General features: G+C 71.6%; 23 protein-coding genes. 16 read left to right on the top strand and 7 right to left on the bottom strand.

The features are described 5' to 3' along the window. Positions 1–145: 145 nt before the first annotated feature. Complete coding sequence (locus ACH4S7_RS08875) at positions 146–1,585, bottom strand: NAD(P)H-quinone dehydrogenase (RefSeq protein WP_398520403.1); 1,440 nt, start codon at positions 1,583–1,585, stop codon at positions 146–148. A 366-nt stretch (positions 1,586–1,951) separates the two neighbouring features. On the opposite strand from ACH4S7_RS08875, the gene ACH4S7_RS08870 reads away from it, so the two are divergent. The 4 genes from ACH4S7_RS08870 (at position 1,952) to ACH4S7_RS08855 (ending at position 6,450) form a co-directional block, all read left to right on the top strand. Beyond that, positions 1,952–2,389, top strand: a complete 438-nt coding sequence (locus ACH4S7_RS08870) for a gamma-glutamylcyclotransferase (protein WP_398520402.1) — start codon at positions 1,952–1,954, stop codon at positions 2,387–2,389. Between the two features lie 113 nt (positions 2,390–2,502). Continuing rightward, entirely contained in the window at positions 2,503–3,333 is an 831-nt protein-coding gene (locus ACH4S7_RS08865) for a purine-nucleoside phosphorylase (RefSeq protein WP_398520401.1), read from the top strand. 158 nt (positions 3,334–3,491) lie between these two features. Further along, positions 3,492–5,132 carry a phospho-sugar mutase gene (locus ACH4S7_RS08860; protein ID WP_398520400.1) on the top strand — a complete coding sequence of 547 codons (1,641 nt, stop codon included), beginning with the start codon at positions 3,492–3,494 and terminating at the stop codon, positions 5,130–5,132. Between the two features lie 115 nt (positions 5,133–5,247). Continuing rightward, the gene (locus ACH4S7_RS08855) at positions 5,248–6,450 is read left to right on the top strand and encodes a hypothetical protein (protein ID WP_398520399.1); all 1,203 of its coding nucleotides are present in this window, start codon (positions 5,248–5,250) and stop codon (positions 6,448–6,450) included. Between the two features lie 876 nt (positions 6,451–7,326). Here the strand turns inward: ACH4S7_RS08855 and ACH4S7_RS08850 are convergent. Then, complete coding sequence (locus ACH4S7_RS08850) at positions 7,327–7,962, bottom strand: PH domain-containing protein (protein ID WP_398520398.1); 636 nt, start codon at positions 7,960–7,962, stop codon at positions 7,327–7,329. A 173-nt stretch (positions 7,963–8,135) separates the two neighbouring features. Between ACH4S7_RS08850 and deoC the strand changes: the two genes are divergently transcribed. The 3 genes from deoC to ACH4S7_RS08835 are packed head-to-tail and all read left to right on the top strand — an operon-like array spanning position 8,136 to position 11,424. Continuing rightward, positions 8,136–9,086, top strand: a complete 951-nt coding sequence (gene deoC / locus ACH4S7_RS08845; RefSeq protein ID WP_398520397.1) for a deoxyribose-phosphate aldolase — start codon at positions 8,136–8,138, stop codon at positions 9,084–9,086. A 6-nt stretch (positions 9,087–9,092) separates the two neighbouring features. After that, positions 9,093–10,529: an aldehyde dehydrogenase family protein gene (locus ACH4S7_RS08840; RefSeq protein WP_398520396.1), complete on the top strand. Its 1,437-nt coding sequence runs from the start codon at positions 9,093–9,095 to the stop codon at positions 10,527–10,529. Further along, positions 10,522–11,424, top strand: a complete 903-nt coding sequence (locus ACH4S7_RS08835; protein WP_398520395.1) for an aldehyde dehydrogenase family protein — start codon at positions 10,522–10,524, stop codon at positions 11,422–11,424. The genes ACH4S7_RS08840 and ACH4S7_RS08835 overlap by 8 nt, the downstream gene beginning before the upstream one ends. A 100-nt stretch (positions 11,425–11,524) precedes the next feature. On the opposite strand, the gene ACH4S7_RS08830 is transcribed toward ACH4S7_RS08835, so the two are convergent. Continuing rightward, positions 11,525–11,923 carry a hypothetical protein gene (locus tag ACH4S7_RS08830; RefSeq protein WP_398520394.1) on the bottom strand — a complete coding sequence of 133 codons (399 nt, stop codon included), beginning with the start codon at positions 11,921–11,923 and terminating at the stop codon, positions 11,525–11,527. A gap of 43 nt (positions 11,924–11,966) precedes the next feature. On the opposite strand from ACH4S7_RS08830, the gene ACH4S7_RS08825 reads away from it, so the two are divergent. After that, positions 11,967–12,683, top strand: coding sequence for a uridine kinase (locus ACH4S7_RS08825; RefSeq protein WP_398520393.1), 717 nt, complete (start codon positions 11,967–11,969; stop codon positions 12,681–12,683). A gap of 258 nt (positions 12,684–12,941) precedes the next feature. On the opposite strand, the gene ACH4S7_RS08820 is transcribed toward ACH4S7_RS08825, so the two are convergent. Continuing rightward, complete coding sequence (locus ACH4S7_RS08820; RefSeq protein ID WP_398520392.1) at positions 12,942–13,721, bottom strand: SigE family RNA polymerase sigma factor; 780 nt, start codon at positions 13,719–13,721, stop codon at positions 12,942–12,944. 191 nt (positions 13,722–13,912) lie between these two features. Between ACH4S7_RS08820 and afsQ1 the strand changes: the two genes are divergently transcribed. The 5 genes from afsQ1 to ACH4S7_RS08795 all read left to right on the top strand — a co-directional run bounded on the left by afsQ1 (position 13,913) and on the right by ACH4S7_RS08795 (position 17,952). Beyond that, positions 13,913–14,590, top strand: a complete 678-nt coding sequence (gene afsQ1 / locus ACH4S7_RS08815; protein WP_208545416.1) for a two-component system response regulator AfsQ1 — start codon at positions 13,913–13,915, stop codon at positions 14,588–14,590. Positions 14,591–14,702: 112 nt separating this feature from the next. Next, positions 14,703–16,328 carry an ATP-binding protein gene (locus ACH4S7_RS08810; RefSeq protein WP_398520391.1) on the top strand — a complete coding sequence of 542 codons (1,626 nt, stop codon included), beginning with the start codon at positions 14,703–14,705 and terminating at the stop codon, positions 16,326–16,328. After that, positions 16,325–16,960 (top strand): hypothetical protein, encoded by a 636-nt coding sequence (locus ACH4S7_RS08805; RefSeq protein ID WP_398520390.1) that lies wholly within the window; start codon positions 16,325–16,327, stop codon positions 16,958–16,960. The genes ACH4S7_RS08810 and ACH4S7_RS08805 overlap by 4 nt, the downstream gene beginning before the upstream one ends. A gap of 130 nt (positions 16,961–17,090) precedes the next feature. Continuing rightward, positions 17,091–17,651: a VanZ family protein gene (locus ACH4S7_RS08800; RefSeq protein WP_398520389.1), complete on the top strand. Its 561-nt coding sequence runs from the start codon at positions 17,091–17,093 to the stop codon at positions 17,649–17,651. Positions 17,652–17,748: 97 nt separating this feature from the next. Further along, the gene (locus ACH4S7_RS08795) at positions 17,749–17,952 is read left to right on the top strand and encodes a PspC domain-containing protein (protein ID WP_398520388.1); all 204 of its coding nucleotides are present in this window, start codon (positions 17,749–17,751) and stop codon (positions 17,950–17,952) included. Positions 17,953–18,075: 123 nt separating this feature from the next. Here ACH4S7_RS08795 and ACH4S7_RS08790 read toward each other — a convergent pair whose 3' ends face one another. Next, complete coding sequence (locus tag ACH4S7_RS08790) at positions 18,076–18,465, bottom strand: ATP-binding protein (protein WP_398520387.1); 390 nt, start codon at positions 18,463–18,465, stop codon at positions 18,076–18,078. 122 nt (positions 18,466–18,587) lie between these two features. Next, entirely contained in the window at positions 18,588–19,742 is a 1,155-nt protein-coding gene (locus tag ACH4S7_RS08785) for an adenosine deaminase (protein WP_398520386.1), read from the bottom strand. Between the two features lie 237 nt (positions 19,743–19,979). Between ACH4S7_RS08785 and ACH4S7_RS08780 the strand changes: the two genes are divergently transcribed. Next, positions 19,980–20,660 carry an alpha/beta hydrolase gene (locus ACH4S7_RS08780; protein WP_398520716.1) on the top strand — a complete coding sequence of 227 codons (681 nt, stop codon included), beginning with the start codon at positions 19,980–19,982 and terminating at the stop codon, positions 20,658–20,660. 169 nt (positions 20,661–20,829) lie between these two features. Here ACH4S7_RS08780 and ACH4S7_RS08775 read toward each other — a convergent pair whose 3' ends face one another. Beyond that, positions 20,830–21,783 carry a LysR family transcriptional regulator gene (locus tag ACH4S7_RS08775; protein WP_398520385.1) on the bottom strand — a complete coding sequence of 318 codons (954 nt, stop codon included), beginning with the start codon at positions 21,781–21,783 and terminating at the stop codon, positions 20,830–20,832. A 63-nt stretch (positions 21,784–21,846) separates the two neighbouring features. Here ACH4S7_RS08775 and ACH4S7_RS08770 point away from each other — a divergent pair, with 63 nt between their 5' ends. Further along, positions 21,847–23,121 (top strand): MFS transporter, encoded by a 1,275-nt coding sequence (locus ACH4S7_RS08770; protein WP_398520384.1) that lies wholly within the window; start codon positions 21,847–21,849, stop codon positions 23,119–23,121. A 238-nt stretch (positions 23,122–23,359) separates the two neighbouring features. Next, positions 23,360–23,992 (top strand): L,D-transpeptidase, encoded by a 633-nt coding sequence (locus ACH4S7_RS08765; protein ID WP_398520715.1) that lies wholly within the window; start codon positions 23,360–23,362, stop codon positions 23,990–23,992. Positions 23,993–24,008: the final 16 nt, after the last annotated feature.

Raw genomic sequence — 24,008 nt, 5'->3', positions numbered from 1 at the left:
GTAACGTGAGCGACCGATAGTTTTCAGCAGTATGCGGTGAATACCAAGTATTGCGCTCACCCAGGGCCGACAAGTGGTATAGGTGAGCACAAAGTTGATCGCGTGCGCGGCGATGTGCCCGGAGGTGTCCGGGTTTCTTCGCCGGTTACGCGTCGCCCGACGCCTTCCGGGTGTGCAGCTGCCGTGCGACCTCGGCGATCGACCCCGAGAGCGAGGGGTAGACGGTGAACGCCTTGGCGATCTGCTCCACCGTCAGGTTGTTGTCGACGGCGAGTGAGATCGGGTGGATCAGCTCGCTGGCGCGCGGCGCGACGACACAGCCGCCGACCACGATGCCCGTACCGGGCCGCGCGAAGATCTTGACGAAGCCGTCCCGGATGCCCTGCATCTTCGCGCGGGGGTTGCGCAGCAGCGGCAGCTTGACGACCCGGGCGTCGATCCGGCCCGCGTCCACGTCCGCCTGGGTGTAACCGACGGTGGCGATCTCCGGGTCGGTAAAGACGTTCGACGAGACCGTCTTCAGATTGAGCGGCGTCACCGCGTCGCCCAGGAAGTGGTACATCGCGATCCGGCCCTGCATGGCCGCGACGGAGGCCAGCGCGAAGACGCCGGTGACGTCACCGGCCGCGTACACACCGGGGGTGTTGGTGCGGGAGACCCGGTCGGTCCAGATGTGGCCGGAGTCCTTGACCCGTACGCCCGCCTCCTCCAGCCCCATGCCGGCGGAGTTCGGGATGGCGCCGACGGCCATCAGACAGTGGGTGCCGGAGATGACCCGGCCGTCCGAGAGGGTGACCTCGACCCGGTCGCCGACCCGCTTGGCGGACTCGGCGCGGGAGCGGGCCATGACGTTCATACCGCGGCGGCGGAAGACGTCCTCCAGGACCGCGGCGGCGTCCGGGTCCTCGCCGGGGAGCACCCGGTCGCGGGAGGAGACGAGGGTGACCCGGGAGCCGAGCGCCTGGTAGGCGCCGGCGAACTCGGCGCCGGTGACGCCGGAGCCGACCACGATCAGTTCCTCGGGCAGCTCGTCGAGGTCGTAGACCTGGGTCCAGTTCAGGATGCGCTCCCCGTCGGGGAGGGCGTCGGGGATCTCGCGCGGGTGGCCACCGGTGGCGATGAGGACGGCGTCGGCGATCAGCCGCTCCTCGGTGCCGTCGGCGGCGGTGACGACCACCGTGCGGGAGCCGTCCATGGCCTGCTGGCCCTCCAGCCGGCCCCGGCCGCGCAGCACCCGGGCACCGGCCCGGGTGACGGAGGCGGTGATGTCGTGGGACTGGGCGAGGGCGAGCCGCTTCACCCGTCGGTTGACCTTGCCGAGGTCCACGCCGACCACACGGGCGGACTGCTCCATCGGCGGGGTGTCGTCGGCCACGATGATGCCCAGCTCCTCGTACGAGGAGTCGAAGGTGGTCATCACCTCGGCCGTGGCGATGAGGGTCTTCGACGGCACGCAGTCAGTCAGTACGGACGCGCCGCCGAGGCCGTCGCAGTCGACGACGGTCACCTCCGCGCCGAGTTGGGCGCCCACCAGGGCCGCCTCGTATCCGCCGGGTCCGCCGCCGATGATCACGATCCGGGTCACTGGGGTTACGCCTCGCGCTCTCGTTGCTGCCGGGGGGGTCGGGTGGTCCCGCTGGGCTGGAGTACGTACCCCATTGTCCCGCACGCTTCAACTCCTTCGTCCCCGGCCCCTCCCAATGGACGCGGACCCGCCACCCCGGGCGCGGCGCACCCGGGAGGGCACCCGGGAATCAGCCCCTCCGCCGAGGGGTCCGTACGGACGTTCTCCCACCGTACGGGGTAGGGGCGCCCGCTCCCCCGGTGGCGGGGCCCACCACTCCGGGGCGTGGCCACCGCGGCGCGGCGGGCGCCGGACCGCCCCGGGAACGAGGGCTCAGCCACGTCGGGAAAAGGCGGCCACCCGCGCCCCTCCCGTACCCTCAATCTCATGTCGCTCTACGCCGCGTACGCCGGCAACCTCGACGCGCGGCTGATGACCCGCCGCGCTCCGCACTCCCCGCTGCGCGGCACGGGCTGGCTCAACGGCTGGCGGCTGACGTTCGGCGGCGAGCAGATGGGCTGGGAGGGGGCGCTGTCGACCATCGTGGAGGCGCCGCGCTCCCAGGTCTTCATCGCGCTGTACGACATCGCCCCGATGGACGAGGACTCGATGGACCGCTGGGAGGGTGTCGGGATGGACATCTACCGGCGGATGCGGGTCCGGGTGCACACCCTGGACGGCGAGGAGCCGGCGTGGGTGTACGTCCTGAACGGGTACGAGGGCGGACTGCCCTCCGCGCGCTACCTGGGTGAGCTGGCGGACGCCGCCGACTCCGCCGGCGCGCCCCACGACTATGTGATGGAGCTGCGCAAGCGGCCCTGCTGAGCTGGCCGCCCCGGTCCGGCCAGCGGCTTCGTCGGAAACGACAAGACAACGATCCGAGGACCGTGCGCTGCCGCATCTACGCGCGTAGGGAATCACCGGCTACCCTCATTCGCGTGAACGAATCTGTGAACCCGGACCTCAACGGCGCGACCGTCTCCCCTTACGACACGGCCGACGCCGCCGCCGCCCGCCTGCGCGAACTGACCGGCGCCGAGACGCATGACGTGGCCCTGGTGATGGGCTCCGGCTGGGCGCCGGCCGTGGAGGCGCTGGGGGCGCCCGAGGCAGAGTTCCCGGTGACCGACCTGCCCGGCTTCCCGCCGCCCGCCGTCGAGGGCCACGGCGGCAAGATCCGCTCGTACCGCGTCGGCGACCGCCGCATCCTGCTCTTCCTGGGCCGTACGCACTACTACGAGGGCCGGGGCGTCGCCTCCGTCGCCCACGGGGTGCGCACCGCGGTCGCCGCCGGCTGCAAGACCATCGTCCTGACCAACGGCTGCGGCGGTCTGCGCGACGGGATGCGCCCCGGTCAGCCCGTGCTGATCAGCGACCACATCAACCTCACCGCGACCTCGCCGATCGTGGGCGCGAACTTCGTCGATCTGACCGACCTCTACTCGCCCCGGCTGCGGGCGCTGTGCCAGGAGATCGACCCCTCGCTCGAAGAGGGCGTCTACGTCCAGTTCCCCGGCCCGCACTACGAGACGCCCGCCGAGATCAACATGGTCCGGGTGCTCGGCGGCGACCTGGTGGGCATGTCCACCGTCCTGGAGGCCATCGCGGCCCGCGAGGCGGGCGCCGAGGTGCTCGGCATCTCCCTCGTCACCAATCTGGCCGCGGGCCTGTCGGGTGAGCCGCTGAACCACGAGGAGGTCCTCCAGGCCGGCCGCGATTCGGCGGCCCGGATGGGCGAGCTGCTCACCCGGGTGCTGGCGCGGCTCTGAGCCACTCCGCGGCCGTGCCGTACCGCCAGCAGGCTGGCGACGGGGGCACGGCCGCGCGGAACACCCTCGTACGGAGGGGGGCACGGCAGGCTGTCCCCCGGAAGCGGCCCCGCCGTCCGAGGGCCACACGACAGATGGACACGAGAGGCGGAGCGACCGTGCAGCAGGACCTCATCGCGCGGGCCCAGGCGTGGCTCGCGGAGGACCCGGACCCCGACACCCGGGACGAGCTGGGCAAGCTGATCGAGACGGGTGACCAGGAAGAACTGGCCGCGCGCTTCAGCGGCACCCTCCAGTTCGGCACCGCCGGACTCCGCGGCGAGCTGGGCGCCGGACCCATGCGGATGAACCGGGCCGTCGTGATCCGCGCCGCCGCCGGTCTCGCCGCCTACCTCAAGGCCCAGGGCCAGGGCGACGGCCTCGTCGTCATCGGCTACGACGCCCGCTACAAGTCCGCCGACTTCGCCCGGGACACCGCCGCCGTGATGGTCGGCGCCGGACTGCGCGCCGCCGTACTGCCGCGCCCGCTGCCCACCCCCGTACTCGCCTTCGCCATACGGCACCTGGGCGCGGTCGCCGGGGTTGAGGTCACCGCCAGCCACAACCCGCCGCGGGACAACGGCTACAAGGTCTATCTCGGCGACGGCACCCAGATCGTGCCGCCGTCCGACGCGGAGATCGCCGCCGAGATCGACGCCGTCCGGAGCCTGCGGGACGTACCCCGCGCCGACACCGGCTGGGAGACCCTCGACGACGAGGTGCTGGCGGCCTATCTGGCCCGTACGGACGCCGTCCTGACCCCCGGGTCCCCGCGCACCGCCCACGTCGTCCACACGGCCCTGCACGGCGTCGGCACGGAGGTGCTCACCGCGGCCTTCGCGCGGGCCGGGTTCCCCGCGCCCACCCTCGTACCGGAGCAGTCGGAGCCCGATCCCGCGTTCCCGACCGTCGCGTTCCCCAATCCGGAGGAACCCGGCGCGATGGACCTCGCCTTCGCGACCGCCCGCCAGGCCCGCCCGGACATCGTGATCGCCAACGACCCGGACGCCGACCGCTGCGCCGTCGCGGTCCCCGCCGACGGCGACTGGCGGATGCTCCGGGGCGACGAGGTCGGCGCCCTGCTCGCCGCGCACCTCGTCCGCACCGGCGCGCGCGGCACCTTCGCGGAGTCGATCGTCTCCTCCTCCCTGCTGGGCCGGATCGCCGAGGCCGCCGGACTGCCGTACGAGGAGACCCTCACCGGCTTCAAGTGGATCGCCCGCGTCGAGGGCCTGCGGTACGGGTACGAGGAGGCCCTCGGTTACTGCGTCGACCCCGAGGGCGTCCGCGACAAGGACGGCATCACCGCCGCGCTGCTCGTCGCCGAACTGGCGTCGGTCCTCAAGGAGGAGGGGCGCACCCTCCTCGACCTCCTCGACGAGCTCGCCGTGGCACACGGTCTGCACGCCACCGACCAGCTCTCGGTCCGGGTCCAGGACCTCACCGTCATCGCCGACGCGATGCGCCGCCTGCGCACCGCGCCCCCGACCGCGCTGGCCGGCCTCGACATCGTCAACGCCGAGGACCTCACCCACGGCACGGACGCCCTCCCGCCCACCGACGGGCTGCGCTACACCCTCGGCGGCGCGTACACGGCCCGGGTGATCGTCCGTCCCAGCGGCACCGAGCCCAAGCTCAAGTGCTATCTGGAGGTCGTGGTCCCGGTCGCTGACGCGAGCGGTCTCCAGGACGCGCGCGAACGCGCCACGACGGTCCTCGCGGCCATCAAACGAGACCTCGCGACCGCCGCCGGTATCTGACGGCAGCCCTTTTGGGTGAATCTGCTCCGGCTCCACCGGCGCGCGCCCCGCGCGCCGGTGCCAGCGGGCAATGGTGACCCGGTAGTCCCCTACGGATTCCCAGGAGCAGCCGCCGTTGTCCCCCGCAGCGACCGTGCACGCCTTCGTCCCCGCCTCCCGCCGCCCCCCGGCCCCGGGAGGCGGCGGCACGCCGGGGGTGCGGCACCGGCTGCTGCGCTCGCTCCGGCGGGCGGCCCCCGCGCTCACCGCGTACCTGGCGGTACGGCTCTGCGGACTCGCCTTCCTCACCCATCTGGCGCACGTCAAGGGCCACGGGGTCTGGCCGACGCTCGCCACCTCCTGGGACTCCGGCTGGTACCTCGGCATCGCCGACCACGGCTACGCCGAGGCGCTCGGCACCCGGGTCAACGACAACAACCTCGCCTTCTTCCCGCTCTACCCCCTCCTGGTGAAGGCGGTCGCGGCCGTCACCCCCGGCTCGCGCGCGAGCGCCGGACTGCTGCTGGCGATCGGCTGCTCCTTCATCGCCGCCTGGGGGATCTTCGCGGTGGGCGACCGGCTGTACGGGCGGCGGGTGGGCACCCTGCTCACCGTCCTGTGGGGCGCGCTGCCCGTCGCGATCGTGCAGTGGATGGGGTACACCGAATCGCTCTTCACGGCCCTGGCCGCCTGGGCGCTGTACGCGGTCATCGGCGGTTGTTGGCCGGCCGCGGGAGCGCTGGCCTCGCTGGCGGGGCTGACCCGCCCCACGGGGGTCGCCGTCGCGGCGGCCGTCTCGGTGACCGCCCTGCTCGCCTGCCGGACACCGGGCGACCGCCGCGGAGCGCTGGCCGGCGCGCTGCTCGCCCCCCTGGGGTGGCTGGCGTTCGTCGCCTGGGTGGGGCTGCGGGTCGGCCGGGCCGACGGCTACTTCGCGGTCCAGCGGCTCTGGAAGAACGAGTGGGACGGCGGCCGGGCGACCCTCCTCGAACTGCGCCAGCAGCTCGTCTACACCACGCGCCCCGAGCTGTTCCTGCTCATCGTCTCGGCCGTGCTGATCGCCTCGGCGGTGCTTCTCCTACTGTCAGCGGCCGACCGCCAGCCGCTGCCGCTGCTCGTCTTCACGGGGGTCCTGCTGCTGGTGGTCCTGGGCAGCGCGGGCGTGTACTTCCCCCGGGCCCGCTTCCTGCTGCCGGGCTTCCCCCTGCTGCTGCCGATCGCCCGCGCGCTGGCCCGGGCACGCCGGCCGGTGACCGTCGCGGTCGTACTGCTGACGGCCACGCTGACATCGGCCTGGACCGGCGCTTACATACTGCTGGTCTGGCAGGGCCCGCCGTGAGCCCGTCGTGGCGGCCCGAGATCCTGTCCCGCCGCCCGAGCTGTCCGAGCTGTCTTCGAGAACCAGCCCGCGGCGCCAGATCCGTGGGGTCTCCCCAGGCCCGCAGCGCCTAGGCGAGGGGTCTCCCCAGACCCGCAGGGGCCAAGGCGTGGGGTCTCCCCAGGCCCCAAGGGCCGAGGCGTGGGGTCTCCCCAGGCCCCAAGGGCCGAGGCGTGGGGTCTCCCCAGGCCCCAAGGGCCGAGGCGTGGGGTCTCCCCAGGCCCGAAGGGCCGAGGGGACGAATCGCAACGCAGTGGTCCCCCGGCGAAGCCAGGAGGAGATCGTCCTCGTACTGGACTGGGCTCGGGCCACTCCGACAACACAGCGAGGGGCACCTCCCGCGCCCCCAGGGCGCAGGGGGAGTGCGTGCCGGGGGCGTGGGCCAGACGGGACTTTGGCAACCCGCCCGCCCTAGGGTCTTTCGTTTAGATCAGGCTGGATCAGTGAGCGGGCGTCTGGTGCATGGGGCCTCCCCGGGCCGCAGGGCTTAGGCGTGGAGTCTCCCCAGGCCCGCAAGGGCCTAGGCGTGGGGTCTCCCCAGACCCGCAGCGCCTAGACGTGGGGCCTCCCCAGGCCACAGGGCCTAGGGGACGTATCGCAAGGCGGAGGATGGGGCCACCTCCCGGCCGGGAGGTGCGGGAGAGCCAACGCGGTGGGGGTCCCTCCCGTGCCCGCGGGGCTACGGGGGCACGTTGACGACTGACGACAACGCGCCGTGGGGGCACCTCCCAGGTTGCCAGGCCCAGGCGTGGCTCTCCCCGGGCCCCCAGGCCCACAGGGCCGAAGGGACGTGCGGTGCCAGCGCGCGCGAGCCCAGCAAGATCCAAACGAAAGGCCCTAGCCGATGGCCAACAGCACGGCGAGGAGTACGGCCCCGGCCGCGGCCGGGGCCATGATCTCGTAGGCCCAGCGGACCAGCGGCTCGCCCTGCGCGCCGGGTCGGGCCGCGTTGTTCTCGGCGAGGCTCCGCAGCTCGTTGATCGTCTGGTCGGAGCGGGCCGTACGGGCCCGGGTGTCCTGGACGTCGGCGCTGACGGACGTCCGGCCGTGCGGATCGTCGCCCGCCTTCCGCGCCTGCTGACGGGCCGCGCGCTTGCGCTGGCGCAGCGAGACGGGGATGGCCCAGAGCTGGTACTTGGCGCCGCCCTTGGTGAAGACCTCGCTGGAGTAGCCGGCGCGGATGGAGTCGACGGCGTTCCACGGGAGGGAGATCGTGCGGAAGGGGTTGCGGACGCGCATCCGGTCGTCATTGGCGAAGACGGCGGGCCGCACGCTGAAGGCGACGACGAGCGGCGCGGCGATCAGCACGGCCGCCACGGCGAACCAGGGCGTGCTCCCGTCACCGCGGACGACGGCGTCACCACCGAGCCAGGCGATGAGGCCGAGGAGCAGCGCGCCACCGCCCATCGCCGCGGGCGATCGGAAGACACGATCGGCGTAGGTGGGCTCCACGGGCGACTGCGAGCTGGTCATACCCCGATTCTGCCGTACGCCCCGGCCCGACCGCGCTCCAGCCCGCTCGGGGAGCCTCTGTGACCGCAGCGGCGACCGCCCGCGCCCGGCATCTCAACCGCAGCCTCCCGCGCCCCCTCAACCCCACCCCCTGTACAGGTCGCTACGCGCGTAGATATGCTCAGGTGGTGACCATGCCCACCGCATCCACCCCCGCACTGGCCGACGTGACCGCCTCCGACCAGACCCTCCGCCGCTTCCTCCACGGGCTCCCGGGCGTCGATCCCGTCGGACTGGAGGCCCGCGCCGCCGCCCTCGGCACCCGGTCGATCAAGACCACCGCCAAGGCGTACGCCATCGATCTCGCCATCTCGATGATCGACCTCACGACCCTCGAAGGCGCCGACACCCCGGGCAAGGTCCGGGCGCTCGCCGCCAAGGCCCTCCGGCCGGATCCGACCGACCGCGACACCCCCGCCACCGCCGCGGTCTGTGTCTATCCGGACATGGTCGCCACCGCCAAGGAGACCCTGGGCGGGGCGGACGTCAAGGTCGCGTCCGTCGCCACCGCGTTCCCCGCGGGCCGCGCGAGCCGTGAGGTGAAGCTCGCGGACGTCCGTGACGCCGTGGCCGCCGGAGCCGACGAGATCGACATGGTCATCGACCGCGGCGCGTTCCTGGCGGGCAAGTACCTGAAGGTGTACGACGAGATCCGCGCGGTGCGGGAAGCCTGTGGCACCGCCCGGCTGAAGGTCATCTTCGAGACCGGTGAATTGTCCACGTACGACAACATCCGCCGCGCCTCCTGGATCGGCATGCTGGCCGGCGCGGACTTCATCAAGACCTCGACGGGCAAGGTGGCGGTCAACGCCACTCCGGCGAACACCCTCCTCATGCTGGAGGCCGTCCGGGACTTCCGGGAGCAGACCGGGGTACAGATCGGCGTGAAGCCGGCGGGCGGCATTCGTACCACCAAGGACGCGATCAAGTTCCTCGTCCTCGTCAACGAGACCGTCGGCACGGACTGGCTGGACAACCACTGGTTCCGCTTCGGCGCGTCGAGCCTGCTCAACGATCTGCTGATGCAGCGCCAGAAGCTGGCCACCGGCCGTTACTCCGGCCCCGACTATGTGACTGTGGACTGAGCGGACATGACGAAGCCTTTCGATTACGCACCCGCCCCCGAATCCCGCGCGATCGTCGACATCGCGCCGTCGTACGGGCTCTTCATCGACGGAGAGTTCGTCGAGAGTTCGGGCGACGCCCGCAACAAGACGGTCTCCCCGGCCACCGAAGAGGTGCTGGCGGAGTACACCCAGGCCAACGCCGAGGACGTCGACCGCGCGGTCGGCGCCGCCCGCCGGGCGTTCACGACCTGGTCCGCGCTGCCCGGTTCGGAGCGGGCGAAGTACCTGTTCCGGATCGCCCGGATCATCCAGGAGCGCAGCCGTGAGCTGGCGGTGCTGGAGACGCTGGACAACGGCAAGCCGATCAAGGAGACGCGCGACTCCGACCTCCCGCTGGTCGCCGCGCACTTCTTCTACTACGCGGGCTGGGCCGACAAGCTCGACCACGCCGGCTTCGGCGCCGACCCGCGCCCGCTGGGCGTGGCGGGCCAGGTCATCCCGTGGAACTTCCCGCTGCTGATGCTCGCGTGGAAGATCGCCCCGGCGCTGGCGACCGGCAACACGGTGGTGCTGAAGCCCGCCGAGACGACACCGCTCTCCGCGCTCTTCTTCGCGGACATCTGCCGCCAGGCGGGCCTGCCCCGGGGTGTCGTCAACATCGTGACGGGCGACGGCCGCGCCGGCCAGGCCCTGATCGCGCACCCGGGCGTCGACAAGGTGGCGTTCACCGGCTCGACCGCCGTCGGCCGCGCCATCGCGCGCGAGGTCGCGGGCACCCGGAAGAAGGTCACGCTGGAGCTGGGCGGCAAGGGCGCGAACATCGTCTTCGACGACGCCCCCATCGACCAGGCCGTGGAGGGGATCGTCAACGGCATCTTCTTCAACCAGGGCCAGGTCTGCTGCGCCGGTTCGCGGCTGCTGGTCCAGGAGTCGATCCAGGAGGAGCTGCTCGACTCGCTGAAGCGGCGGCTGGCCACGCTCCGCCTCGGTGACCCGCTGGACAAGAACACCGACATCGGTGCGATCAACTCGGCCGAGCAGCTCGCCCGGATCACCGCGCTCGCGGAGACCGGCGAGGCCGAGGGCGCCGAGCGCTGGTCGCCGGAGTGCGAGCTGCCGGAGAACGGCTACTGGTTCGCGCCGACGCTGTTCACCAAGGTCACCCAGGCGCACACGGTCGCCCGCGACGAGATCTTCGGCCCGGTGCTGTCGGTGCTGACCTTCCGTACGCCGGACGAGGCGGTCGCCAAGGCCAACAACAGCCAGTACGGCCTGTCGGCGGGCATCTGGACGGAGAAGGGCTCCCGCATCCTCGCGGTGGCGAACAAGCTCCGGGCGGGCGTCGTCTGGGCCAACACGTTCAACAAGTTCGACCCGACCTCGCCCTTCGGCGGCTACAAGGAGTCCGGCTTCGGCCGCGAAGGCGGCCGGCACGGCCTGGAGGGATACCTCGATGTCTGACCGTCTCACTGTCCTCAAGACCTACAAGCTGTACGTCGGGGGCAAGTTCCCCCGCTCCGAGAGCGGCCGGGTGTACGAAGTGACGGACTCCAAGGGCGCGTGGCTGGCGAACGCCCCGCTCTCCTCCCGCAAGGACGCCCGGGACGCCGTGGTCGCGGCCCGCAAGGCGTTCGGCGGCTGGTCGGGCGCGACCGCGTACAACCGCGGTCAGATCCTGTACCGCATCGCGGAGATGCTGGAGGGCCGCCGCGAGCAGTTCGTACGGGAGGTCGCGGAGGCCGAGGGCCACTCCCCCGCGAAGAAGGCGGAGCTGGCCAAGGCCGCGGCCCAGGTGGACGCGGCGATCGACCGCTGGGTCTGGTACGCGGGCTGGACGGACAAGATCGCCCAGGTGGTGGGCGGCGCCAACCCGGTTGCCGGCCCGTACTTCAACCTCTCCACGCCCGAGCCGACGGGTGTCGTCACGGTGCTCGCGCCGCGCGATTCGTCCTTCCTGGGGCTGGTCTCGGTGCTCGCGCCGGTGATCGCCACCGGCAACACCGCGATCGTCGTGGCGAGCGAGAAGTCGCCGCTGCCCGCGCTCTCGCTGGGCGAGGTGCTGGCGACGTCCGACCTCCCCGGCGGGGTGGTCAATGTGCTGTCGGGCCGTACGGCGGAGATCGCGGCCCCGCTCGCCGCGCACCAGGACGTCAACGCGATCGACCTCACCGGCGCCGACGACGCGCTGGCGAAGGAGTTGGAGATCGCGGCGGCGGAGAATCTGAAGCGGGTCCTGCGTCCGCAGCCGGTGGACTACGCGGCCGACCCCGGCATCCGTCGCATGACGGCGTTCCTGGAGACCAAGACGGTCTGGCACCCCACGGGCGCGCTGGGCACCTCCGGGGCCTCCTACTGAGGACCCCTCTCCGAGGACCTGATCGGAGCCCCCTGTCGTCCCGTCCGGCGACAGGGGGCTCTGCCCTGCCGCCGGACCGAGACCGGGATCTACGAATGCGCTACAGCGGGAGCGCCTGCACCACTCCGCCCACCAGCGGCAGATCCTTGAGCCCGCCGCCCTCGGAGAGCGCGCCGGTGACCAGCGTCGTGGAGATGGGCTTGAAGTCGGCGATCTGGGTGCCGACGCCATTGGTCAGCGGGTCGACCCCGGTCTTGGCGAGCGGGTTGAGCTGGAGGTTCTTGAGGTAGCCGATGCCGGAGACCGAGTTGGTGACCGCGCCGGCCACTCCCGTCGTCGGCAGCGGCAGGATCTGGGTCAGCGCATCGAGGCCGCCCGCGGGCGGGGCGGGCGCGGCGTGCGCGGTCTCGCCCGCGGCGAAGGTCGCGGCCACGGCCGCGACGGTCAGACCGGCGCGGAGGCCGATGCGCCGGGAGTGCTGAGCTGTATGACGTGCCATGGAGTTCCCACCTAGCGAGTAATCGGACGAGCACTCAGCGTAGTTGAGGTGTGATCCTCAATCCACCGGCCCGCCGGACGGGTCCCCTTCACGGGTCAATGCCTCACACTGGTGTCCCGTGACTGCATCCACCGGCCCGCTGCCGATTTCCACTCGCGTGGTCCTGCTCACGGGCCCCTCCGGTTCCGGAAAGTCGTCCCTCGCCGCCCGTACGGGACTTCCCGTGCTGCGTCTGGACGACTTCTACAAAGAGGGCAACGACACCACGCTGCCGCTGGTCATGGGGAGCCAGGACATCGACTGGGACTCACCGCTCTCCTGGGACGCGGACGCGGCGGTGGCGGCGATCGAGGAGCTGTGCCGGACGGGGCGTACGACCGTCCCGGTCTATGACATCGCCACGAGCGCGCGGGTGGGCCGGGAGTCGTTCTCGATCGACCGTACGACCCTGTTCGTGGCGGAGGGGATCTTCGCGGCGGACATCGTGGCGCGGTGCGCGGAGTCGGGCGTGCTGGCGGACGCGCTCTGTCTGCGGGGCCGGCCTTCGACGACATTCCGGCGCCGGCTCACCCGCGATCTGCGCGAGGGGCGGAAGTCGGTGGCGTTCCTGCTGCGCCGGGGCTGGCGGCTGATGCGGGCCGAACGGAGCATCGTGGCCCGCCAGACGGCGCTCGGGGCGCACGCCTGCGCCAGGGACGAGGCGCTGGGCCGGGTCGCCGCCGCGGCGGCGGGTCGCCACCGGACCCGCACGCTGACCTGAGCCTCCGTACGGGGCCCGCACCCGGGCGGCGGCGAGCGGCGGACGAATCAAAACGGAACGGATCAGGCGAACGAGTGGGAGCGGGGCCGGACAAGACCCCCCGGCCTGTCCAGTCCCGCTCCGTCACCCTTTATTTACACCGCACATGGCGGCTCGGGTCCCCCGACCCCGTACCCCCGTACCCCCGTACCCCCGTACCCCCCAGCGTCCGCCGTCTCCCCCGAGACGCCGTCCCCCCACTGGTTCTCCCCCGTGCCCTCAGGCCACCAGCTCGCCGAAGGACTCTTCCTCGTCACGGCCGAAGCTGAGGACCTCGTCCTCACGCATCCGGCGGAGCGACCGCCAGATGCTCGACTTCACCGTGCCGACACTGATGTCCAGGATTTCCGCGATCTCCGGGTCGGTCCGGCCCTCGTAGTACCGCAGGACCAGCATCGTCCGCTGGAGTTCGGGCAGCCTGGCCAGCGCCTGCCAGAGCACCGCCCGCAGCTCCGTACCCCGCATCGCGTCGGTGTCGCTCGCCGTCTCCGGCAGCTCCTCCGTGGGGTACTCGTTGAGCTTGCGCCGGCGCCAGGCGCTGATGTGCAGATTGGTCATGGTGCGGCGGAGATAGCCCCCGACCGCCGCCTTGTCGCTGATCCGGTCCCAGGCGCGGTAGGTCGAGAACAGCGCGCTCTGGAGCAGGTCCTCGGCCTCGAACCGATCGCCGGTGAGGTGGTAGGCGGTCGCGTACAGGGAAGAGCGGCGCTGTTCTACGTAGGCGGTGAACTCCGCCTCCGACAGTCCGGTGTCCTTCGGTGCCGGCGAGCCCACCCGACTCTCCGGCACCGCGGACCCGACGCCGCTCTCCCTGTACGCCCCCGTACCGCCGACCCCCGCACCGGCGTCAACCACCGTCATGTACGACGGCTTGTGCTGACGCCCGGTGCCGCGGACGCACCCCCGTCCGTTCACGGCACCGGACTTCTCGGTGACCCGCCCGACGTCGTGGAGACGTGTGACAACCGCGCTTGAGGTCGTGCTGTGCAGTGCGTTCATCTCGCGCCCCCCGTCGAGTGGAGTGTGTTTCGGTCCGTGGTCAGAAGCTTGCCGAGGCAGTTTCATGGCGGTGTCCCCCGACTGTCACAGGGCTGTCACAGGGGATGGGCGGGGACGGAGCGCACGCGGGAGCCCGGTGGGAGCGGCGCACCGGTCGAACTCCGCCACGGCCATGGGCCAGAATGACCCCCGTGCCTTTCCTGTTGCTGATCGAGGACGACGACGCCATCCGCACGGCCCTCGAACTCTCCCTGTCCCGCCAGGGCCACCGTGTGGCCACCGCGGCGACGGGCGAGGACGGCCTGAAACTGCTGCGCGAGCAGCGGCCGGACCTGATCGTGCTGGATGTGATGCTGCCCGGGATCGACGGTTTCGAGGTGTGCCGCCGCATCAGACGCACCGACCAGTTGCCGATCATTCTGCTGACCGCCCGCAGCGACGACATCGACGTCGTGGTGGGCCTGGAGTCAGGAGCCGATGACTATGTGGTCAAACCCGTACAGGGCCGGGTGCTGGACGCCCGTATCCGCGCCGTGCTGCGCCGGGGGGAGCGGGAATCCACCGACTCCGCCACCTTCGGATCCCTGATGATCGACCGCTCCGCCATGACCGTCACCAAGAACGGCGAGGATCTCCAGCTCACGCCGACCGAGCTGCGTCTTCTGCTGGAGCTGAGCCGGCGGCCGGGGCAGGCCCTGTCCCGCCAGCAACTACTGCGGCTGGTCTGGGAGCACGACTACCTCGGCGACTCCCGGCTGGTGGACGCCTGTGTCCAGCGGCTGCGGGCGAAGGTGGAGGATGTGCCGTCCTCGCCGACGCTGATCCGTACGGTGCGCGGGGTGGGCTACCGGCTGGACGTTCCGCAGTGACACGCACGGTCCCGGGACCCCGTGGGCCCTATGGATCCCCCGGCCCCTCAGCGGGCTCGACCGGCTCAGCGGGCTCGACCGGCTCGGCGGGTCTTCCGATGGGCACTCCTCGGTGAGCGGGGCCGCGAAGCGCGTCCTCCTCGCCGGACTCCGCTGGACCAGTCTCCGGCTCCGGCTGGTCGTGGTGTTCGCCGTGGTGGCGCTGACGGCGGCCGTGTCCGCTTCGGGCATCGCGTACTGGCTCAACCGCGAGGCGCTGCTCACCCGCACCCAGGACTCCGCGCTCGACGCCTTCCGCAAGGAGATGCAGGGCGGCCCCGCGGTCCTGCCGCTCCGTCCGACCCGTGGCGAACTCCAGGAAGCGGCGGACGAGATGGCCCACGGCAAGGCCGGCTACGGCGTGCTGCTGGTCGACGACCGCGCCAGCGGCGACCCGGTCGTCGTCACCTCCGTGGGGGACCGCTTCACCTTCGGCGACATACCCGGTCGTCTCGTGGAGGCGGTGAACGACCCGCAGCAGGTGGGGGCGGGCAACACCGCCCCGTACCACCTCTACTGGCAGCGGGTGGAACGCTACGGCGAGCCCTACCTGGTGGGCGGCACCCGGATCGTGGGCGGCGGGCCGACCGGCTATCTGTTCAAGTCGCTGGACCAGGAGCGCGAGGACCTCAACGCGCTGGCCTGGTCGCTGGGGATCGCGACCGCGCTGGCGCTCGTCGGCTCGGCCCTCCTCGCCCAGGCCGCCGCGACGACGGTGCTGAAGCCGGTGCACCGGCTCGGCGAGGCGGCGCGACGACTCGGGGAGGGCAAGCTCGACACCCGGCTGCGGGTCTCCGGCACGGACGAACTCGCCGAATTGGCGAGGACGTTCAACAAGACCGCCGAATCGCTGGAGAAGAAGGTCGCCGACATGAGCGCCCGGGAGGAGTCCAGCCGCCGTTTCGTCGCCGATATGTCCCACGAGCTGCGCACTCCGCTGACCGCGCTGACCGCCGTGACGGAGGTGCTGGAGGACGAGGTCGACAACCTCGACCCGATGATCGCGCCGGCGGTGAATCTCGTGGTGAGCGAGACCCGGCGACTGGGCGACCTGGTGGAGAACCTGATGGAGGTCACCCGCTTCGACGCGGGCACCGCCCGGCTCGTCGTGGACACGGTCGACGTGGCCGACCAGGTCACCGCCTGCATCGACGCGCGGGCCTGGCTGGACGCGGTGGACCTGGACGCCGAGCGCGGGATCATGGTGCGGCTCGATCCGCGCCGGCTCGATGTGATCCTCGCCAATCTGATCGGCAACGCGCTCAAACACGGCGGTTCGCCGGTACGGGTGTCGGTGCGGCCGGTCGCCGACGAACTGCTGATCGAGGTGCGGGACCACGGCCCCGGCATTCCCGCCGATGTGCTGCCGCATGTGTTCGACCGGTTCTACAAGGCCAGTGCCTCCCGGCCGCGCTCCGAGGGCAGCGGTCTCGGCCTCTCGATCGCCGTGGAGAACGCGCACATCCACGGTGGCACCATCACCGCGGCGAATTCGCCCGACGGCGACGGCGCGGTGTTCGTCCTGCGGCTGCCGCTGGACGACGGCCTCCCTCCCGAAGACCCCGACAGCCCCACGGACCCCGACGCCCCTGATGACCCCGGCGCGCCCGGCCGGTCCGACGGGGCGGGGCAGCACGCGCCGGGCCCGGAGCGCGACGCCGGGCACGGACCTGAACGAGGAAGGGAAGGCGAGCGGTGAGACGACAGCTCCTCGGCCGACGTGCCCTGGTGGGGCTGCTGGGCGGTGTTCTCACCCTCACCGGCTGCGGAATCCGGACCACCCAGGTACCGGTGGACGCCGGTCCCGCCCCGCCCCGGGTGCCGTGCGAGACGACCGGCGCGAACTTCGCCCAGTCGCGCCCCGAGACCATGCCCGTACGGGTCTACCTGGCCTGCGCCTCACAGCTGAAGTCGGTGGACCGTACCGCCGACCTGCCGATGGTGGCGGGGGACGAGGGCCGGGTACGGGTGGCGCAGGCGCTGCTCGCGCAGTTGCGGGTGGAACCGTCGGACGCGGAGCGCGAGGCCGGTTTCGACACCGCCGTACGGGGGCCGATGATGATCAGCGGCCCCCGGCAGGGCGATCCCGAGGGAACGCTGCGGCTGAGCCGTCAGCCCGAGGACCTGCCGACGACGGCGCTCGCGCAGATCGTCTGCACCTTCGCGGAGAGCCGGGCAGCGGCTCCGGGCGGTGCGGTGGTGCTGGGCGGACCCGGGGAGTACCCGCCCCGGGGGTACACCTGTTCCGAGGCGATCAAAGACCGCCCGCGCGGCCCCGTACCGACGTACACCGCACTGCCGTCGCCCGCCGCGAGCCCCTCGGCCCCCTAGGTCGTGTCCGGGACACGACCTAGGTACTCCTCCGGAGGAAAATACGAGCGGAACCGTTTCGCGCGCGAAAAGCGTCTACGGGGTCGTGCAGCGTCACAGTTCGGGCGGCAGTGCCGCCATCCGCTTGCGCGTGGCGGGGGCTCTCCTCCTCCTCGCGCACTTGCTCATCGTCGGATGGCTGACGCTGCGCCCGCTGGACGTGCCCTGGGTGACGGCCGCGAATCTGGAACCGCTCGCCGGGATCAGGGCCCAATTGGCGCTCGGCCCGCCGGAGGCACTGCGCCGGATCGGCGGCGGGCTGCTGCTGCTGGCGCCGCTGGGCGTGCTGCTGCCCATGGCGGGCGGCAGGCTGATGGCCTCTCCCTGGGTGTCCCTGGCTCGTACGGTCGCGGCCGGAGCGCTGCTGTCGCTGGGAATCGAGCTGCTCCAGACCGGGGTGCCGGGGCGGGTGCTCGATGTCGACTCGCTGTTGCTGAACACGTCCGGGGTGGTGATCGCTCATCTGGCGGTCGTGCCGATGGGCCGGGCGCGGCTGCGCCGGCACCGGCTGTACCCCACACCCGGTGGGCGGGGACGGGGTCCGGGGACCCGTAAGGGTGGGGGGCCGGAGGACGAGAGCCCCCGGGTACTCAGGGAGGACGCCGCTCAGGGGTCCACCCCGACGATTACCAGGGTCGGCATCGCACCGTAGAGCGATGCTTTGTCCCGGTTGGCGGCGGACCATGGACGTATCGAATCCAGTACCGGATTCATGAACGAGTCCACGAACGTCCGCGAAGGAGCCCACCATGGCCGCACTTGTCCGCCCCAGCGAAGGACGCATGATCGGTGGAGTGTGCGCGGCGCTGGCACGGCGCTTCGGTACATCCGCCAAGACGATGCGAGTGATCTTCCTGGTCTCCTGCCTGCTGCCGGGACCGCAGTTCCTGCTCTATCTGGCGCTCTGGATCTTCCTGCCGTCCGAGCGCACCGCCAGGACCGCCGCCTGGTAGCCCCCGGCATCCCGACCGGCACATGCGAGTGGGGCGTACACCCCGCTCGGGGGTGTACGCCCCACGATCGCGCCGTGCGGCGGGTCAGCCGTTCAGGGGGGAAGCAGACGGCGGACGGTCGCGTCAGGCGAGGCCCAGTCCCTTGGCGGGCGCCTTCGGCACCGCCGGCAGGCCCTTCGTCAGGCTGTCGACCGGCAGACCGCCGAGCAGGGCGGTGACGACCTCGGTGGGGCTCTCGGGGGCGAGCGCCCGCTGCCCGGCGGTCTGGAGGGTGCCGGGCAGGGTGGCCGCGCTTTCGATGAGAGCGGCCTGCACGCCCGCGACGGTCTCGGGGCCGCCGGCCGGGAGCTTCTTCAGCAGTCCCTGGGCGGGCACCAGGCCGGTGATGGTGTCGAGCGAGGTGGCGGAGTCGGGGAGGGCGGCGGGCTCGGCCGAGGCCGCGCCGGCGGCACCGACGGCGAAAGCGGCGCCGAGAGCGGCAGCACCGAGAGTCTTGGCAGCAGACTGCTTCATCAGGGGTGTCCTTGGGAGGGGAAATGGAGCGGCCCCGCAAGTTAGCCATCCCGCCACTGACGTGGCAAACACCTCGGAGCGGCCGGGTGTTGACGCTCCCGACCGCTCCGGAATTAGTAGGATCAGCTCTCCTCTGGAGAAGAATCGCTGGTCGTGGCGGTCTGCCGGAACAACCATTCGGATTTCAGCTCGGCATATCCGGGCTTGATGACGTCATTGATCATCGCCAGTCTTTCATCGAAAGGAATGAACGACGACTTCATCGCATTGACGGTGAACCACTGCATGTCTTCGAGCGTGTATCCGAAAGCCTCGGTCAAATGCTCGAATTCACGGCTCAGGCTGGTGGCGCCCTGCAACCGGTTGTCGGTGTTGACGGTGGCCCTGAAATGCAGTTTGCGCAGCAGTCCGATGGGGTGCTCGGCATAGGAGTCGGCCGCACCGGTCTGGAGGTTGGAGGTCGGGCACAGCTCCAGCGGGATGCGCTTGTCCCGGACATAGGCGGCGAGCCGGCCGAGCCGCACCTCCCCGTCACCGGCCACCTCGATGTCATCGACGATGCGCACGCCGTGGCCGAGGCGGTCGGCGCCGCACCACTGGAGCGCCTGCCAGATCGACGGCAGCCCGAACGCCTCGCCCGCGTGGATGGTGAAGTGGTTGTTCTCGCGCTTGAGGTACTCAAACGCGTCGAGGTGACGGGTGGGCGGGAAGCCCGCCTCGGCACCCGCGATGTCGAAGCCGACGACGCCCTGGTCCCGGTAGCGGTTGGCGAGTTCGGCGATCTCCAGCGCACGGGCCGCGTGGCGCATGGCGGTGAGGAGTCCGCCGACCCGGATGCGGTGACCGCTCTCCCGGGCGATCCGCTCGCCCTCGCGGAAGCCGTCGTTGACGGCCTCGACGACCTCTTCGAGGGTGAGTCCGCCCTCCAGGTGCTGTTCGGGGGCGTACCGCACCTCCGCGTACACCACCCCGTCCTGGGCGAGGTCCTCGGCGCATTCGGCGGCGACCCGGAAGAGCGCCTCGCGGCTCTGCATGACGGCGCAGGTGTGCGCGAAGGTCTCCAGATAGCGCTCCAGCGAGCCGGAGTCGGCGGCGTCGCGGAACCAGACGCCCAGCTTGTCGGGTTCGGTCTCGGGGAGCGCTTCGTAGCCGATGGACCGGGCGATTTCGATGATCGTGCCCGGACGCAGCCCGCCGTCGAGATGGTCGTGGAGGAGCACCTTCGGAGCGCGTCGGATCTGGTCCGCCGTGGGCGTATTGAGGGTCTGGCTCGTCATCTGCGCACTCTAGCCCCTACGCGCGTAGAGCGCCCCTGGTCGATACGTAACAGTGATCGCGCGGAAGGGTGGCGTACACCCGTACTTCTGAGACTGTTCTGGCATGGCACTGCGTGCAATGCCCCCTGGCGGGGACGTTCCGGCGATCGTGAGGCGACAGCGGTGAACCGAGAGCCCCGGCTGAGCCGGACGTACGGCGGGCGCTCGGACGGTCCCGTCGACAGTGGGGTGGGGGCGGTGGTGCTGCTGCTCCCGGACGGGGAGCCGGAGTCGTTGCGCACCCCTTCCCCCTTCTCGTACGCGCGGACCCTGCCGCTCGGGCGGGCGCTGGCGCGGGCGGGGCGGGGCGACGGGCTGGTGGTGCACTCGGTGCACTACGCCTGCCGCGGCTGGAACGGCGCGGACGCGCGGCTCGCGGCGGACGCGTCCTGGGCGGTGGAGGAGGTGACCCGGCGCTACGGGGACGTACCGGTCTGCCTCGCGGGCCACGGCCTCGGCGGCCGGGCGGCGCTGCAGGCGGCGGACCATCCGGCCGTCGACTCCGTACTGGCGATGGCGCCCTGGCTGCCGGACGACGACGGCGCTGCCGAACTCGAGCCGGTGAAGCAGTTGGTGGGCCGGCGGGTGCTGATCGTGCACGGCACCAATGACGCCCGGACCGATCCGGAGCTGTCGTACCGGCTCGCGGAGCGCGCCAAGAAGATCAACCGGAACATATGCCGGTTCGAGGTGCACACGGACGGGAACGCGCTGCGTCAGCACCACCCCGAAGTCCTCGCCCTGGCGACGGACTTCGTGCTGGGCTCCTTCTTCCCCCATCCGTACGCCCGCCCGGTGGCGGACGCGCTGGCCGCGCCGCCGCCGCTGGGGCTGCGGATGCCGCTGGCGGCGGGCTTCGGCAAATCGCTCCGGCACTGACCGGGCGGAGCGAGCAGACGGAGCGGCCGGCGCGGGTGGACGGCCGAGCGGTTGCGGGCGGCCGGCACGGGCGGGCAGCCGGGCGGTTGCGGGCGGCCGGGGGCCGGCTCGCTCCGGTGCGGTACCGACCGGTCGGGGGTCTCACTCGCGTACCGACCGGTCGGGGGTCTCACTCGGGTAGCAGCCGCCCCCGGCGGGAGAGCAGGAACTTCTTGAAGGCGGCCACCGGGGCGGTGTCCGGATGGCCGTCCAGCCAAGCCACCCCGATCTCCCGGACCGCCCGGGGCGCGGTCACCGTCAGCTCCACGACACCGGGGCGCGCCACGGCGGGCGGCGGCAGCAGCGCGACGCCGAGTCCGGCCGCCACCAGTCCGCGCAGGGTCTCCGCCTCCTCGCCCTCGAAGGCCACCCTCGGGGTGAAGCCCGCCGCGGCGCAGAGGTCATCGGTGATCCGGCGCAGCCCGTACCCCGGTTCGAGGGTGACGAAGACCTCGTCGGCGGCCTCCGCGAGCCGGACCCGACGGCGGCCGGCGAGGCGGTGGTCGTCCGGTACCACCAGCCGCAGCCGCTGTTCGTCGAGGCGGCGGGCGACCAGATCGGGGGCGTCCGGCACGGGTGAGGTGAGGCAGAGGTCGAGTTCGCCGGTGCGCAGTCCGCCGAGCATCGCCTCGCCGTAGTTCTGCACCAGCGTGAAGCGGATCTTCGGATGGTCGGCGCGGAAGGCCCGCAACAGTCCGGGCACGGTCTCCGACCCCATGGTGTGCAGAAACCCGAAGGCCACCTTGCCGGCCCGGGGGTCGGCGTCGGCCCGTACCGCGTCGGCCGCCCGTTCGACCTCGCCCAGCGCACGCTCCACCGAGCGGAGGAAGGTGCGGCCGGCCGGGGTGAGCGAGACCGTGCGGCCCTTGCGGGCGAAGAGCGCCACCCCGAGGTCGCGCTCCAGTCGGACCATCGCCCGGGAGAGGGTCGACTGGGGCACTCCCATGTCCAGTGCGGCGCGGGTCACATGTTCGTGGCGGGCGACTCCGGCGAAGTACGCGAGACGGGGTGCGAGCAGCGCCGCCATGTCTTCTTCGTAACTGCCCTGTGACAGCCGCGGCTGTGAGCTGGGGTTATGCGTCATGGGAACGATTATGGCCGGTTCATGCATTGGACGCATTTAAAGCTTGGGCCGTACGTTCGAACCATGCCTGCTGCCAGTACCAAGGCGTCCACTCCGGTGGGCGCCGTCTCCGCCGACGCTTCCGAACACCTCTCCCCCGGCCGCCCCGGCTACCGCCGCATGAGCCTCGCGCTCTTCGCGGCCGGTATGGCCGCCTTCGCCCTCCTCTACTCCACACAGGCACTGCTGCCCGCCGTCTCCGCCGACTTCGGTGTGAGTGCGTCGGCGGCGAGTTGGACGGTCTCCGCCGCGACGGGCGCACTGGCCCTGTTCGTCCTGCCGCTGAGCGCGCTCTCCGAGCGCTTCGGACGGCGCACCCTGATGACCGCCTCCCTCTCCGTCGCGGTCGTCGTCGGACTGTTGGTGCCGTTCGCACCGAATCTGGAGTGGTTGGTGGCGCTGCGCGCGATCCAGGGCGCCGCGCTGGCCGGACTCCCCGCGTCGGCGATGGCGTATCTCGCCGAGGAGGTCAGGCCGCGGGCGCTGATCGCCGCCATCGGGCTCTTCGTGGCGGGCAACAGCATCGGCGGGATGAGCGGCCGGATCGTCACCGGCTGGGCGGCGCAGCTCTGGGGCTGGCGCGCGGGGCTCGCCGCGGTGGGTCTGCTGGCGCTGATCGGTGCGGTGGCCTTCCGGCTGCTGCTGCCGAAGGCGCGGCACTTCACCCCCGGGACGCTGAGCCCGAAGGCGCTGCTGACCACCGTGCGCGGTCATCTCGCCGATCCGCTGCTGCTGCGGCTGTACGCGATCGGCGCCCTCTTCATGACGGTGTTCGGCGCGGTCTACACGGTGATCGGCTACCGGCTGGTCGCGGCGCCGTTCAACCTTCCGCCGGGTGTCATCGGCTCGATCTTCCTGGTCTATCTCGTCGGTACGGTCTCCTCGGCGGCGGCCGGCCGGTTGGTCGGCAGGCTCGGGCGGCGCGGGGCGCTCTATCTGGCGGTGACCACGACCGCGGCCGGACTGCTGCTGTCGCTGGCCGACGCGCTCACCGCCGTACTGCTGGGCCTGGTGCTGATCACGGCGGGCTTCTTCGCCGGTCACGCGGTGGCCTCCTCCTCGGTGAGCCGGACGGCGACCACGGGCCGCGCGCAGGCGTCGGCGCTGTACCAGTCCGCGTACTACCTGGGCAGCAGCGTGGGTGGCACGCTCGGCGCGATCGCCTTCCACTCCGGTGGCTGGGCGGGCACGGTCGGGCTCGGGCTGCTCGCGGTGGTCGGCGTCGTCTCGATCACGCTGTACGGGACCCGGGTGGCGCGCGCCGAGCGGCGCAGCCTCGTGGTGGCGGCCCAGCACTGACGGCGGGCGCCGGCCCGGTTGCCGTTTCGGTACACGGCCCGGTACAACCGCCCCGATGCCAGGAGCGTCCAACGAGCTGACCCTGTGCACTCGTACGGGGGCCGTGCGGAGGGGAGTGGGAACCGTGGGAGTCGAGACAGACGGGACACGAGGGACAGAACGGGCGCGTGGGGTACGGCGCTTCGGCGGACGGGCGGGGATCACGCTGGGTCTGACCGGGCTGCTGGTCCCGCTGACCATGGCCGTCGGCGGCGGCACGGCCCAGGCGGCGCCCGCGTGCACATCGGGGACCGGCCCGTACCAGAAGCAGGTGGAGAAGTTCCTCGGGCGGACGGTGGACGGGAGACAGTCGGTCAACGACTGCAAGGCGATCCGGGCCTTCCAGACGCTGCACGGCATCACGCCGTCGGCCGGTTACGCCGGTTCGCTGACGTGGCAGACGATGAACACGATCCTTCAGCAGCGGGCCGCGAAGAAGAATCCGAACGCGGCGGGCAACTGCCCGACGAACAAGGGCCGGATCGCCTGTGTGGACCTGACCCGGCAGCTGAGCTGGATCCAGGACGGCAGAACGCTGAAGTTCGGTCCGGTCCCGGTGCGTACCGGCAAGGACGGCAGCGAGACCAGGACCGGCGCGAAGAAGATCTATTGGCGGAATATCGACCATGTGTCGTCGATATACAAGGTGAAGATGCCGTACGCGCAGTTCTTCGACGGCGGTCAGGCGTTCCATTCCACGACGAAGTCGATGTGGAATCCGCCGGGTTCGGCGGGTTGCGTCAACATGCGCCCCGCCGAGGCGAAGACTTACTGGAATCTGCTGAGCAATGGTGACGACGTCTACGTCTGGGGGCGTAAGCCGGGAACCTGAGTCTGTTGTCAGTGGT

This window comes from Streptomyces sp. NPDC020965 (assembly GCF_044333555.1).
Taxonomy (GTDB): domain Bacteria; phylum Actinomycetota; class Actinomycetes; order Streptomycetales; family Streptomycetaceae; genus Streptomyces.
The sequence above is the reverse complement of the archived record's forward strand: the minus strand, read 5'-3'. Positions and strand labels throughout refer to the sequence as shown.

Excerpts from the sequence above, each read along its gene's own strand:
- ACH4S7_RS08870 (WP_398520402.1), top strand. The coding sequence starts at position 1,952 with ATGTCGCTCTACGCCGCGTACGCCGGCAACCTCGACGCGCGGCTGATG.
- ACH4S7_RS08850 (WP_398520398.1), bottom strand. The coding sequence starts at position 7,962 with ATGACCAGCTCGCAGTCGCCCGTGGAGCCCACCTACGCCGATCGTGTC.
- deoC (WP_398520397.1), top strand. The coding sequence starts at position 8,136 with ATGCCCACCGCATCCACCCCCGCACTGGCCGACGTGACCGCCTCCGAC.
- ACH4S7_RS08840 (WP_398520396.1), top strand. The coding sequence starts at position 9,093 with ATGACGAAGCCTTTCGATTACGCACCCGCCCCCGAATCCCGCGCGATC.
- ACH4S7_RS08835 (WP_398520395.1), top strand. The coding sequence starts at position 10,522 with ATGTCTGACCGTCTCACTGTCCTCAAGACCTACAAGCTGTACGTCGGG.
- ACH4S7_RS08830 (WP_398520394.1), bottom strand. The coding sequence starts at position 11,923 with ATGGCACGTCATACAGCTCAGCACTCCCGGCGCATCGGCCTCCGCGCC.
- ACH4S7_RS08820 (WP_398520392.1), bottom strand. The coding sequence starts at position 13,721 with ATGAACGCACTGCACAGCACGACCTCAAGCGCGGTTGTCACACGTCTC.
- ACH4S7_RS08795 (WP_398520388.1), top strand. The coding sequence starts at position 17,749 with ATGGCCGCACTTGTCCGCCCCAGCGAAGGACGCATGATCGGTGGAGTG.
- ACH4S7_RS08790 (WP_398520387.1), bottom strand. The coding sequence starts at position 18,465 with ATGAAGCAGTCTGCTGCCAAGACTCTCGGTGCTGCCGCTCTCGGCGCC.
- ACH4S7_RS08785 (WP_398520386.1), bottom strand. The coding sequence starts at position 19,742 with ATGACGAGCCAGACCCTCAATACGCCCACGGCGGACCAGATCCGACGC.
- ACH4S7_RS08775 (WP_398520385.1), bottom strand. The coding sequence starts at position 21,783 with ATGACGCATAACCCCAGCTCACAGCCGCGGCTGTCACAGGGCAGTTAC.
- ACH4S7_RS08770 (WP_398520384.1), top strand. The coding sequence starts at position 21,847 with ATGCCTGCTGCCAGTACCAAGGCGTCCACTCCGGTGGGCGCCGTCTCC.
- ACH4S7_RS08765 (WP_398520715.1), top strand. The coding sequence starts at position 23,360 with ATGGCCGTCGGCGGCGGCACGGCCCAGGCGGCGCCCGCGTGCACATCG.